Raw genomic sequence first — 12495 nt, 5'->3', positions numbered from 1 at the left:
CTAGACAAAATTCAAGGTTTACTAGACAAAATCGCGAAAATACTAGCCAATTTTAAAAATTTACTAGAAGATTTTCTTGAATACTAGACAATCTCGTAAGCAGGATTATTTTCACAACAGTCGAATGTGAACCATAGTGTCAATAAGGAGGGATTACGATGGATTTAGGACTAAAAGGGAAAACGGTTGTCGTCATGGCGGCAAGTAAAGGGTTGGGAAAAGCTACAGCTTTAGAATATGCAAAAGAAGGAGCGACGGTGTTCATCTCTAGTCGTAATGAAAGTGAGCTGATAACAGCGGTTGATGAAATTCATTCAAAAAGTGGACAAGACCAAGTGTTTTATCAAGTATGTGATATTACCAGACCTGGGGATATTAAAGCGTTGTTCAAGAAAGTAGTTGATGAAACTGGTAGAATAGATGTGCTCATTAACAATGCAGGTGGACCTCCAGCAGGGACGTTTGAGAAGTTTGACGATCAAGACTGGCAGAAGGCGTTCGAACTGAATTTACTTAGTTTTATCCGTACAATTCGAGAAGCTTTGCCATATATGAAAAAACAACCATCAGGCCGCATTGTCAACTTTGCGTCTTCATCCATTAAACAAACGATTGATAACTTATTATTATCTAACACGTTTCGAGCGGGGATTGCTGGCATGGTAAAAAGTTTGTCACAAGAATTTGGACGCCACAATATACTCATTAACACACTTGGCCCTGGACGTATTGGGACTGATCGATTATCAGAGTTAGATCAGGCAAATTCACAAGCTATGGGGATTCCCTTAGAAGAAGTTCAAAATAAGGCAAAATCGTCTATTCCAATGGGTAGATATGGTACACCAGAAGAGTTTGCAAGAGTAGCGGTATTCTTGGGGTCAGAGGCAAACACTTATTTAACTGGCCAAGCATTAATTGTAGATGGTGGTATGGTTAAAGCGTTATAAAAAAGTGCCCGGGCACCTTAACAGTCCCGGGCACTACTTATGTTCGAGTTCTAAACAGAAGAGCTCCAGCTAGTAATATAAAATACAAAATGAGTCCACCTAATGTGTAAAGATACATTATCGAATTTCCTTGAATGTACCCGACAACAGGCACATTAAGTAAGATGAGTAGCGGAAAGCCGAATAAAAGAGCGGTTCCACTCCCCATGACTAAGTTATCAGCTGTATTCGTCTTAAAGTAAGGGTCGACTGCTTTGACTAGCGCCATTCCTGTTGAAATCGTCCCTGTCTGCATTCCAAAAAATCCTAGCGTATTTGGAAGCGCATCTTTAGGAAACATTCGTGGAACAATCCAAACAAGATATAATATAGTTAACAGGCCACCAATGGTTGTGATCAGTAAAACCGGGACAATATAATCTCGTAACGCATAAATTGAAATGGCTGCAATCGAAGCTGTAATCATGTAGTCAAACGAAAAACCAGCGATACGCTGAAGAAGGAAATTGTTCGGGCTATGTTCAAGTTTTAGTCCTGCCCTTTGAACTTTATTTAAGACTACCCTAAACAATACAGCGTATAAACTTCCAATTAAGAAATGGAAGCCGACAAGTAACTGTGCTAACGTTGCCCCAAAGGTTCCAAGCGGGGTTAAGATGACATCTAACCCATAAATCGTTAAGTATGTAATCAAATAAATGAGACCGATTAATGCAATTTGATAGGTTAGTTTATCAATTGCATCGCTTAGTGGAATCTCATCGGGTGCTGACGTCTCAACAACTGGCATTCTTTCCTCGCTAGAATTTCCTCTTGTAAATTTTCTTTGTTTAATTAAAATATTCATGACAATAATGCCAATAACAGTTGCCCATAGAAATCCAATCCCTGCAATTGTAAGTCCTAAGTTGCCACCGCCAATAACGCCGAGTTCCTCCCACTGAGTACCTATGGAGTATGCTTGGCCAGGCCCTTGTCCAAAGCCTAATGGCAGTAGTAAACCTATTCCTGGGAAGAAGTCTGGATAAAACCACTCAACTAATAATAGGAAAATACCAAAGCCAACAATCCCTTGTACGAGATAGGTAGAGACAATTAACATCCCTGAATTAAGAATAGCTGGATTGCTAGAGACACTTCGTTCTTTTAATGATAAAGCGATAAAGCCAATTGCCATTAAATGATAAACCATGGTGCCAAGGAAATCGGCATTTAGAGGTAACAGCCCAATTAATTCTGGCCCAAATATAAGACCAAGAAATCCTGCAATCATGGACGTTGGAATGATGAGACGTCTCAAGGCAGGGATTCGTGCTTTAAGGACGGCTGCTAGTACCATAAGGGCTGATAAAAAGATGAAGTCCATCACCCATAACCACGTATTATCCATGTTCCATAACTCCTAACGCCTTTTGTTTTTGTATTTGTTTAGCAAATTGTAGCCACTTGTATGCAGAGCTTCTAGGTTGATAAAAGACCATTCGATAAAAATCACCATCATATAAAAAGTCGAGCTTATGGTGGAATTGAATATTCACACCTTCAGCTTGAGTAAAATCGAAATTAATAACCTTTTGATCCGATTGAAAAATAAACTGCTGCTCCTGCCAAGTGATCGTCCCTTCTCCAATCAGTTTAAAAGGATTCTTATCGTTAGACCGATATAACCTTACAGGATCTTTCAAGCAGGTCTCCCAAGCGCTTTTCCATGAAAAATCACGAAAATGTTGTTCAATAACTGACTCCTGCCATACTTTCCATTTATGAGGTGTATTAAAATAAACTTTCTGAATCGACGACTCAAAAGTGCCAAATGGTGTGTATTTAACTTGATAGTTGCAAGTGAAGCACTTAAATTGATCTCCGCTAGAATGTAGGTCACCTGGTGTATGACAGTGAGGACAAATGAATAGTAATCGTTCTAAGTAATGAGCAGGGTGTCTAGCTTCATATGTAAGGTGTTGCTCGCTTTGCCAAGCCATTTCATCGTGATGCATCGCTTCGGTTAACTGCTGGTGAATGTCATCGATGTTTAAGTCGTTAAAATCACCATAATCCCATTTCTTCTCAAACGATATTATTATTTTACCCTTGCGATGACCATCTCCCCATCTTGGGTGACTGAGATAACCTCCTTTAATTTTAGCCACGACCACCGGAAGATTTAACAGTTTAATAAGTTTGGCGGTGGAATAAATAATGGGTTCATTTACCCCATCCCAATTGCGGTTACCTTCGGGAAATATACCGATAACTCTGTTATGTTTTTTTGCTTTCAATACATTGCGTATGGTGCTTGTATCATTGGTGAACTTCGTCTTACGAATGGCTCCAGCGTAATTAAGGACGTGTTTGAGTAAGGGGTGTCTAAATAACGGCTCTCCAGCGATATAACAAATAGGTTCGTCAATATAACAGTTTAGGAAGAGAGGGTCCCAGTTATTAACGTGATTAGAAATAATGACATAAGGCGGTTTTAGTCCTATCGTGTCATTCCGTTCAATCACGATGTCTGATCGCGATTCAATAAAAAGGCGAATTGGTGTCAGCAGCAGTGACTTGGTAAACTGGCCTGGCTTATTTTCTATGCTCATCGCTAAACCACTCTTTCAGTTTAATAGATTATTAATACAAGTATATTAACATACCATGAAATAGATATCTTTAAATTAAAATATAGATGGAAAAAAATGATCTAAATGGTTAAGATGTAAATATATATTTCTATGATTTGGAAGGGAAGTTATATACTGTTATGAAGAAAGTGCTGTGGACTCTAAGTTTAGTTATATGTTTAGTTATTTCTGGCTGTACGGAAGAAGCAGGGCCAGAAGTCGCTGAACAAGAGAATGTGCAGGTTGAAACAGAAGAAGTAAATGCCCAAGCTGATGAGCAGCAACCTGAGGAAGAGAAGGTAGGGGATGAGCCCCAGGGTTCAGAGAGGCCAGAAGGGTTCCTGTGGGAAGTATCTAATGGTCCGACAACGGTGTATTTGCTAGGAACCATTCATGTAACGCCGGATGACTTTTTTCCAATGGCTAAACACGTTGAGGAGGCTTATCAACAAACAGATGTCATCGTGCCTGAAATTGATATGAACAACATCAACATGACTAATATGATGCAGGTAACGACTGAACTTGCACGTTATCAAGACGGTTCAACGCTGCAGGACCATGTTTCAACTGACGTATATAAACAAATAGAAAATGAGTTTAGCGGAACGTTTGGTATGGGAATAGAGATGATTAATCAGTTTAAACCATGGTTTGTCATGACATTGGTTGAGCAAATGAAAGTTGAAAAGATTGGATATACAGATGGAGTGGACCAATACTTCTTAGATAAAGCAGATGAAGACCAAAAAGAGATCATAGCGTTAGAAACCGTTGAGGACCAACTAGGAATTTTTGCCGGAATATCTGACGACTATCAGGTAGAAATGTTAAAAGAAACGTTAGATGTGAGTCAAGATCAATATAAAGAAGAGCTTGATCAAATGTTAGAGTTATACACCCAAGGGGATAAGAAAGGGCTGCTAGACTTGCTCATGGTAGAGGAAGAAGAGAGTAACCCGGATGCCGAGGCTTACATGACCGCACTCAATGATGATCGTAATTATAATATGGCAGAACAAATTCAGGAATTTCTTGAATCAGGTGAGGAACAAACTTATTTTGTCATTGTAGGGGCACTTCATTTAACGCTAGAACCTCATATTGGTTCGATATTAGAAAAGCAAGGCTTTGAAGTTGAACGCGTACAGGAATAAGGTGGCGAGTTCACCTTTTTTTCTTTATAATCATAAGGGAAAGGAGACAGTGTAATTATGATTAACGTTACATATTCAGGTAATGTCCAAGACATTTTAACAGATGATAAAAAAGAAACATTAAAAAGCATTCATGAAGGGTTATATGCGAAAAACGGCGAGGGTAATGATTTCCTAGGTTGGTTGGACTGGCCGTCTGGGTTAAGTGAACCCTTCTTAAATGATATTAAACAAACAGCAGATGAGATCCGTTCTAAATCTGACGTATTAATCGTGATTGGAATTGGTGGTTCATACTTAGGAGCAAAAGCAGTCATTGAAGCATTACAACCATATTTCGAGAAAAATCCAAACTTTGAAGTGTTATTTGCTGGCCATCAGGTAAGTGGGGCTTATTTAAAGCAGCTGATGGCTTATGTGGAGGACAAAGAGGTTGCGTTGAATGTCATTTCAAAGTCAGGTACCACAACTGAGCCTGCCTTAGCATTTCGTTTCCTTCAGCAGTACATGGAGGATCGCTATGGTAAAGAAGCGGATTCGCGTATTTATGTTACAACTGATGCAGAGAAAGGCGCACTTCGAACATTAGCTGAAGAAAAAGGCTATAAGCGTTTTGTTGTACCGGATGATGTTGGGGGACGCTATTCTGTTTTTACTGCGGTTGGACTTTTACCGATAGCAGCGGCTGGCTTTGATGTTGAACAGTTGATTCAAGGTGCTAAAGATGCCGAAAATGAGCTTAGCTCATTTGACCTTGATCAAAATCCAGCGATTCGTTATGGAGCGATCCGTCATCAACTGTTTGAACAAGGCTACACCAATGAGGTGCTTGCTACATTTGAACCAAAGCTGAATTTCGTACAAGAATGGTGGAAGCAATTGTTTGGTGAAAGTGAAGGGAAGGATCAAACAGGTATTTTCCCTATTTCGGTAGTCTATACAACGGATTTACATTCGCTTGGACAATACATCCAGGACGGTAAGCGTAATTTATTTGAATCGTTTATTGTGGTTGATGAAGCTGAGGAAGACCTTGAGGTGTTTGAGAAAGAGAACAATGCTGATCAGTTAAATTACTTGGCAGGCTTGTCTCTACATGAATTTAACTTAACGGCTTATAAAGGTGTTTCAGAAGCGCACTTATCAGGTGGCGTTCCACAAATCGGTGTGCATGTGAAAAAAGTGGATGAATACCACTTAGGCTATTTATTATATTTCTACATGCTATCCTGCGCGTATAGTGCCTACTTATTAGGCATTAACCCGTTTAACCAGCCGGGAGTAGAAGACTACAAAACGGCCATTTTTAAGTTATTAAAAAAGCCAGGGTATTAGAATAAGTGCAAAAAATAAGTCCTACATGTCGTAGGACTTATTTTTTATAATACTAACTGCGCCGCGCCGTACATGCCTGCTTCGTTTTTTAGCTCAGCAACTTTGACATCTATAGGGTTTAATAGCATAGGCTTTAGCTGCTCCTGAAGATCGTCGAACCAATAATCAGCCGCCTCGGAGACGCCCCCTCCAATAACAACAACTTCCATATCAAAAGCAGCTTGCAGAGAGCTGATGACAACAGCTAAATCATAGGTGAACTCTTTAATAACTTGTTTGGCTTTTGGGTCCTCAGCTGTAAAAAGTTCCTCTGGCTTGTACGGAAGGCCTGCTTCTTCTATACGCCTGCGTAAGGCTGTGCCAGAAACATATTGTTCAAAACATCCTTTGCGCCCGCATGGACATGGAGCCCCGCCAGGAAAAAGGGTCATATGTCCTAACTCGGCAGCCCCGCCATTAGGACCTCCCGATAATACAAAGTCATCGATAATTACTCCGCCACCAAGACCTGTACCAAGTGTTAAGCAAACAGTACGATTATATTTTTTTGCAGCACCAATCTTTGCCTCAGCTAACGCCGCAACGTTCGCGTCATTATCAATTTCAACGCGTCTATTTGTTGCCTTTTCAAGTTGCGCTTTCACCTCAGTGCCTGTCCATCCTGGAAGGAGATCTGACGCAAAGACGATTCTACCTTTATTCGAATCGACAAAACCATGCGTTCCTATGCCGATTGCTTCAACATCTGGAAATTCTTCTATAATGGATAAAATCTCTTTTTCTAGTAAATCATAAAGTGGAAAGCTTGTCGGCACTTTGTAGTCTTTATAAATGGTCATATCGCTATCTAACACACCCATACGAATTTTAGTGCCGCCTATATCCACACCAATTACTTTCATCACTGTTCCTCCTTATGTTTGATAAAAAACAACTGCTTCCCATGGTCTCAAGTTAAGTTGTTCGCAACTTTCAAGCTGGTCGTAATTATGAATTAAAATCTCACCATCAGGTAATGCAAACGTATGCACATTTTCACTGAAGTTACAGTAAACAACGAGTTTCTCACCTTCACTCGAACGTTCATATGCGAATACATCAGGATGCTCGCGATGAATGAGCTTGAAGTCGCCCTTTGTGATGATGTTGTAACGTTTTCGTAAGTCAATAAGTGATTGATAATAATAGAAAATAGAATTAGAATCCTGTAAAGCCTCGTTAGCATTAATCTTCTCATAATTAGGATTCACATCAATCCACGGATCTCCCGTTGTAAACCCGCCATTCTCCTCATTAGACCATTGCATAGGTGTTCTGGCATTGTCCCTGCCTTTGGTGTGAATGGCTTTCATAATTTGATCATGGCTCCAGCCTTCAGCGATCTTTTCTTTGTACATATTAAGTGTTTCGATATCTTGATATTTTTCAAGCGACTTAAAGGCAACGTTTGTCATACCAATCTCTTCACCTTGATAAATATAAGGCGTACCCTGCATCATATGTAGGCAAGTGGCTAGCATTTTAGCTGATTCAACTCGGTAGTCCCCATCATCACCAAAACGAGAGACGATTCTAGGTTGATCGTGATTATTCCAATATAAACTGTTCCAACCGACTTGGTGTAGCGCATGCTGCCACTTTTCTAGGTTCTCCTTAAGGTCAACTAGGTTAAGCTTCTTTAAATCCCATTTACCGTTCGGACCACCATCTAAATCCATATGTTCAAAGGTGAAAATCATATTTAATTCACGATTCTCAGGGTTTGTGTAAGTTTTCGCGTCTTCTGGGGATGCACCAGGCATCTCGCCAACCGTGATACAATCATAGTTTGATAGCACTTCTTGATTCATCTCACGTAAAAACTCATGAATTCTAGGTCCGTTCATAAAGTAAGGACTTCCATCACCGTCCGGTCCATCTGGTAAGGCAGGGTCTTTTGAAATAAAGTTAATCACATCCATCCGAAATCCATCGACGCCTTTATCTAACCACCAGCGCATCATCTCGTATACACTCTGACGTAATTTCGGGTTTTCCCAGTTTAAATCAGGTTGTTTTTTAGAAAAGATATGTAAGTAATACTGCCTGCGTTCTTCATCATATTCCCAGGCAGGGCCACTAAAAACAGACTTCCAGTTATTTGGTTTTTCGCGCCAATAATAAAAGTCTTCATATTTCTGGAACCACTCATGTTCGTCAGAAGTATGATTAACAACGAGGTCCATCATAAGTTTGAGGCCTCTTTTATGTATTTCATTTAACAGATAATTAAAGTCTTCCATCGTTCCAAACTCTTGCATGATTTTGTAGTAATTTCGTATATCATATCCATTATCATCATTTGGAGAATCATAAATTGGGCTCAGCCAAATGATGTCAATGCCTAAGGTTTTCAGGTAATCTAATTTTTGTATAATCCCTTGAATGTCACCAATCCCATCACCATCGGAGTCCATGAAGCTCCTTGGATAGATTTGATAGACACAAGCCATTTTCCACCAATCCGACATTGAATTCCTCCTTTTGACGTTATTTTATCATAAATAAGAAGGATCCTATTTGAATTTTTGCATAATATATAAGGATGTCATTAAAAAGTTAATAAAAAATGAGTTGTTCACCCCGAATTAATGATAAACTAACTTTATATGGATATAAATTCTAGGTTAAGAGGGTCTATTTTATGTCAGAAGAAAACATTACACGTCTTGAATTAGATGGTAAAGAAATTATATTAATTGGAACAGCGCACGTATCAAAACAAAGCGCTGAGCAAGTAAAAGAAGTGATTGATGCAGAGCAGCCAGACTCCATATGCGTGGAGTTAGATGCACAACGTTATCAATCCATTAAAGAAGGCAACAAGTGGAAAAATATGGACATATTTAAGGTTATTAAGGAAAAGAAAGCAACAATGCTTTTGATGAATATGATGATCTCATCATTCCAAAGCAGGATGGCTAAACAGTTTGGGATTAACCCTGGGCAAGAAATGATTCAAGGGATTGACTCTGCTGAAGAGCATGGAGCTAACTTAGTCTTAGCCGACCGAAATATCCAAATTACTTTCTCGCGTATTTGGCGCAACCTAGGCTTCATGGGTAAATTAAAGCTTCTAATGAGTATTGTCTACGGTATTTTTAGTGATGACGACTTATCTGAAGAAGATCTAGAACGTATGAAGTCTCAAGATATGTTAGATTCGGTGTTACAAGAGTTTAGCGAGTCATTTCCACAATTGAAAACGCCATTAATTGACGAACGCGACCAATATTTGGCACAGAAGATCCGTAGCGCAAAAGGTGACAAAGTCGTAGCAGTACTAGGTGCCGCTCATGTTCCGGGAGTTACGAAGGAAATTTATCGTGAGCATGATTTGAAAAAGCTTACGAAAGTACCACCAAAATCGAAAACGCCAAAAATTATCGGCTGGGCAATACCGCTGCTGATTTTGTCTGTGATTGTCTACACGTTTATCACTAATCCTTCAGCAGGAACGTACCAAGCGATTTCCTGGGTGCTGTGGAACGGCTCTTTATCAGCGATTGGTGTAGCTATCGCGATGGGGCATCCAATTGCGATCTTAACCGCCTTTGTCGTAGCTCCGATTAGTTCACTAAATCCCTTGCTCGCAGCGGGTTGGTTTGCAGGCTTTGCGCAAGCCATGGTTAGAAAGCCGAGCGTAGCGGATTTTGAAAAATTATCAGAAGATGTTCATACCGTTAAAGGATTTTGGCGCAATAAAGTAACACGAATTTTATTAATTGTCGTCATGGCGAATATCGGAAGCTCAGTCGGTACGTTTATCGGTGGGGCGGACGTCATTCGAGTTTTCTTGGAAAATTTATAAACATCACTCGAGAGTAGCCGTCTAGGCTGCTCTTTTTTATTGGTTGAGAGAAACTTGGGTAAATTTCAAAAACTTGCTAGTACATAGCTAGGCTCTAATTCAACAGCCCAACATCATTCGCATATATAAGTAATAACACAATTAAAAGTAGGTGAATGTAATGGCGCGAAGGAAATTAGCGTTAGCTGCAACAGGTAGAGATGAGGTAGCGTTTCAGTCGTGGGCGATTAACTCAGTGGGAAGGGAAAATGCAAGGCAGTGGAATTCAGGTAAGAATCTGTTGGAACATTTAGTTGAGTTTTCGAATCATGGGCAAGATTGCATCGAAAAACTCATTATCTTTTCACATGCTTGGCCGTTTGATCCTAATGGAAACCGAGGTGGCGTAAAAATTGGTGGTCCTGACATTAATGGGTTTTACCTAAACCAACGTTTATACGACCATCAAGATGCGAGATATCTAAGTGACTTAGCAAAGCTGATTCAAACAGGTCAAGTGAAGTTTTGCGAAGGTAGTACGATAATTTTTACAGGCTGCAGAGTTGCATCCAGTGAGTTTCCTGAAGAGTTAGCGAAGTTAACGAGAAGTACCATCATTGCAGCTAACGGGTCAAGTTTCCCGAAACAAGGAAACCCTCCCGGTGATCAAACTGGTGAATGGATGAGCGGCGTTAATTTATGGGAAGAGCAACAAGCCGCTAAAAATGGATGGTATGTTGGGTGGTTGAAGTATCAATATAATCCAAGCACCCAACAAGTTACAGAAAAAAAGGTTGGTAAGAAGACCAAACAAGGTTATGTTTATGACGTATGGTAGGGTAGGCTATGGCCTAAATAACTTACCGTCATACTGATGATAAAGTAAAAATAAAAGGCCAAGCATTACGATATCTAAACGTGCGTGGAATAACGTGTTGATCAGTCCCTCATGTAACATCGGCAGCTTAGTGACAACAAGCGCACCAATAACAACAACCATAAGTGGTATGGTCGAAAGCTTAACATAACGGTTTAAGATGATTAATAAACCAAACACAATCTCAGTCGCAGCTACGATGTACATGAATGTGATTGGTGATGGAAAACCTAGGTTCGTAAAATAGGCGCCTAAACCACTGCCCACCACTTTCATTAAACTGGAAACGATAAATACAAAGCCGACTAAGTAACGTACAAGTTGTGTAGTCGTTATTTTTACCATTTAGATCCCTCCTTAACTCGGTTTGCGAATGCAGAGCATAGCTTGTCTGCAAACGTACTTAGTTCATTTATATGAAAAAATAAGACAAGCATGACTTTATGATTAATTTTTTAGAAAACCTCGTGATTGGAAGACCTTTCAACTTGTCAGAACGTATAACATTGAGTAGTATAGGTAGAGGGTAAAATTAATAAGATCTTTGTCTTATTCAAAGGAAGGTTTTTTTCAATGCGTAAAGAATCCATTTATGGATTAACTTATGATCAATTGAAAGATTGGCTCGTTGAAAATGGTCAAAAGCGTTTCCGCGCAGACCAAGTGTGGGATTGGCTTTACCGTAAACGTGTGAAATCATTTTCAGATATGAAAAATGTTAATAAAGATACCATACAGCTTTTAGAAGACCATTATGTTGTTCAAACGCTAGATGAAGCGGTTAAACAAGAATCGAAAGACGGAACGATTAAGTTTCTATTCGAACTACAAGATGGCAACTATATCGAGACCGTGTTAATGCGCTTTGATTATGGTCTGTCAGTTTGTGTGACCACTCAGGTAGGTTGTAATATTGGTTGTTCATTCTGTGCAAGTGGGATTTTACGTAAAAATCGTGATTTAACAAGTGGTGAAATCGTTGAGCAGATTATGAATGTCCAACATCATTTAGATGCACAAGGTAAGGATGAGCGTGTGAGCCACATTGTTGTTATGGGTATTGGTGAGCCTTTTGATAACTACGATAATACGCTGGATTTCTTACGTATTGTCAATGATCAGAAAGGCTTATCGATCGGTGCACGCCACATCACGGTTTCAACAAGTGGCTTAGCTGATAAGATATATCAATTTGCAGATGAGAACATGCAAGTCAACTTAGCTCTATCCATTCACGCACCAAATAATGAGCTGCGTACACGCATTATGAAAATCAATCGAGCGTATCCGCTTGAGAAACTGATGCCGGCAATTGATTATTATTTAGAGAAAACGAATCGCAGAATTACGTTTGAATATATTTTATTAGATGACGTCAATGATCATGTCGAGGAAGCGAAACAGCTTGTCGAATTATTAAAAGATAAACGTCACTTATCTTACGTCAACTTAATTCCGTATAATCCAGTTGCGGACCACCCATATGAACGGAGTCGTAAGCAAAATATATTGAAGTTCTATGAAACACTACTTGAGAACAATATTAACTGTGGTGTACGCGTGGAACAAGGTAGTGACATTGATGCTGCTTGCGGACAACTTAGAAGTAAACAAATTGAAAAAGCGAAAAAGAAGAAGAAAGTTAGTGCATCATAAATAATTAGAGTGCTTGTCTGAGGCAATTGCCCTTAAGACAGGCACTCTTTTTTTGTGCGTTTGCATATGTTATAGA

The 12495-nt window shown here is 39.6% G+C and carries 11 protein-coding genes; 6 read left to right on the top strand and 5 right to left on the bottom strand.

Going from position 1 to position 12495, the window contains the following annotated elements; genetic code table 11:
- The first annotated feature begins 158 nt into the window (after window positions 1-158).
- Window positions 159-950, top strand: coding sequence for an SDR family oxidoreductase (locus tag ACFSW4_RS08195; protein ID WP_054752807.1), 792 nt, complete (start codon window positions 159-161; stop codon window positions 948-950).
- 37 nt (window positions 951-987) lie between these two features.
- Here ACFSW4_RS08195 and ACFSW4_RS08190 read toward each other — a convergent pair whose 3' ends face one another.
- Window positions 988-2340 carry an S-layer homology domain-containing protein gene (locus ACFSW4_RS08190; protein ID WP_377328601.1) on the bottom strand — a complete coding sequence of 451 codons (1353 nt, stop codon included), beginning with the start codon at window positions 2338-2340 and terminating at the stop codon, window positions 988-990.
- Complete coding sequence (locus ACFSW4_RS08185; RefSeq protein WP_054752805.1) at window positions 2333-3544, bottom strand: lysophospholipid acyltransferase family protein; 1212 nt, start codon at window positions 3542-3544, stop codon at window positions 2333-2335. The genes ACFSW4_RS08190 and ACFSW4_RS08185 overlap by 8 nt, the downstream gene beginning before the upstream one ends.
- A gap of 161 nt (window positions 3545-3705) precedes the next feature.
- Between ACFSW4_RS08185 and ACFSW4_RS08180 the strand changes: the two genes are divergently transcribed.
- Together ACFSW4_RS08180 and ACFSW4_RS08175 are read left to right on the top strand one after the other, a co-directional pair.
- Window positions 3706-4722 (top strand): TraB/GumN family protein, encoded by a 1017-nt coding sequence (locus ACFSW4_RS08180; RefSeq protein WP_377328599.1) that lies wholly within the window; start codon window positions 3706-3708, stop codon window positions 4720-4722.
- A gap of 57 nt (window positions 4723-4779) precedes the next feature.
- The gene (locus ACFSW4_RS08175) at window positions 4780-6057 is read left to right on the top strand and encodes a glucose-6-phosphate isomerase (RefSeq protein WP_377328597.1); all 1278 of its coding nucleotides are present in this window, start codon (window positions 4780-4782) and stop codon (window positions 6055-6057) included.
- 44 nt (window positions 6058-6101) lie between these two features.
- Here ACFSW4_RS08175 and ACFSW4_RS08170 read toward each other — a convergent pair whose 3' ends face one another.
- Together ACFSW4_RS08170 and ACFSW4_RS08165 are read right to left on the bottom strand one after the other, a co-directional pair.
- Entirely contained in the window at window positions 6102-6959 is an 858-nt protein-coding gene (locus ACFSW4_RS08170; RefSeq protein ID WP_377328595.1) for an ROK family protein, read from the bottom strand.
- Between the two features lie 12 nt (window positions 6960-6971).
- Window positions 6972-8567, bottom strand: coding sequence for a glycoside hydrolase family 13 protein (locus ACFSW4_RS08165; protein ID WP_377328593.1), 1596 nt, complete (start codon window positions 8565-8567; stop codon window positions 6972-6974).
- A 173-nt stretch (window positions 8568-8740) separates the two neighbouring features.
- Here ACFSW4_RS08165 and ACFSW4_RS08160 point away from each other — a divergent pair, with 173 nt between their 5' ends.
- Window positions 8741-9907: a TraB/GumN family protein gene (locus ACFSW4_RS08160; RefSeq protein ID WP_377328591.1), complete on the top strand. Its 1167-nt coding sequence runs from the start codon at window positions 8741-8743 to the stop codon at window positions 9905-9907.
- A 160-nt stretch (window positions 9908-10067) separates the two neighbouring features.
- Window positions 10068-10724, top strand: a complete 657-nt coding sequence (locus ACFSW4_RS08155; RefSeq protein WP_377328589.1) for a hypothetical protein — start codon at window positions 10068-10070, stop codon at window positions 10722-10724.
- A gap of 6 nt (window positions 10725-10730) precedes the next feature.
- On the opposite strand, the gene ACFSW4_RS08150 is transcribed toward ACFSW4_RS08155, so the two are convergent.
- Window positions 10731-11108, bottom strand: coding sequence for a DoxX family protein (locus ACFSW4_RS08150; protein ID WP_054752794.1), 378 nt, complete (start codon window positions 11106-11108; stop codon window positions 10731-10733).
- Window positions 11109-11336: 228 nt separating this feature from the next.
- Between ACFSW4_RS08150 and rlmN the strand changes: the two genes are divergently transcribed.
- Complete coding sequence (gene rlmN, locus ACFSW4_RS08145) at window positions 11337-12419, top strand: 23S rRNA (adenine(2503)-C(2))-methyltransferase RlmN (RefSeq protein WP_377328587.1); 1083 nt, start codon at window positions 11337-11339, stop codon at window positions 12417-12419.
- Window positions 12420-12495 lie beyond the last annotated feature (76 nt).

The sequence above is a fragment of the Piscibacillus salipiscarius genome, assembly GCF_042685285.1.
GTDB lineage: Bacteria > Bacillota > Bacilli > Bacillales > Alkalibacillaceae > Piscibacillus > Piscibacillus salipiscarius.
Note: the sequence above shows the minus strand (reverse complement) of the source record. Positions and strands in the feature narration are given on the sequence as shown.

Coding starts and splice junctions, on each gene's coding strand:
- ACFSW4_RS08195 (WP_054752807.1), top strand. CDS start 159: ATGGATTTAGGACTAAAAGGGAAAACGGTTGTCGTCATGGCGGCAAGT.
- ACFSW4_RS08190 (WP_377328601.1), bottom strand. CDS start 2,340: ATGGATAATACGTGGTTATGGGTGATGGACTTCATCTTTTTATCAGCC.
- ACFSW4_RS08185 (WP_054752805.1), bottom strand. CDS start 3,544: ATGAGCATAGAAAATAAGCCAGGCCAGTTTACCAAGTCACTGCTGCTG.
- ACFSW4_RS08180 (WP_377328599.1), top strand. CDS start 3,706: ATGAAGAAAGTGCTGTGGACTCTAAGTTTAGTTATATGTTTAGTTATT.
- ACFSW4_RS08175 (WP_377328597.1), top strand. CDS start 4,780: ATGATTAACGTTACATATTCAGGTAATGTCCAAGACATTTTAACAGAT.
- ACFSW4_RS08170 (WP_377328595.1), bottom strand. CDS start 6,959: ATGAAAGTAATTGGTGTGGATATAGGCGGCACTAAAATTCGTATGGGT.
- ACFSW4_RS08165 (WP_377328593.1), bottom strand. CDS start 8,567: ATGTCGGATTGGTGGAAAATGGCTTGTGTCTATCAAATCTATCCAAGG.
- ACFSW4_RS08160 (WP_377328591.1), top strand. CDS start 8,741: ATGTCAGAAGAAAACATTACACGTCTTGAATTAGATGGTAAAGAAATT.
- ACFSW4_RS08155 (WP_377328589.1), top strand. CDS start 10,068: ATGGCGCGAAGGAAATTAGCGTTAGCTGCAACAGGTAGAGATGAGGTA.
- ACFSW4_RS08150 (WP_054752794.1), bottom strand. CDS start 11,108: ATGGTAAAAATAACGACTACACAACTTGTACGTTACTTAGTCGGCTTT.
- rlmN (WP_377328587.1), top strand. CDS start 11,337: ATGCGTAAAGAATCCATTTATGGATTAACTTATGATCAATTGAAAGAT.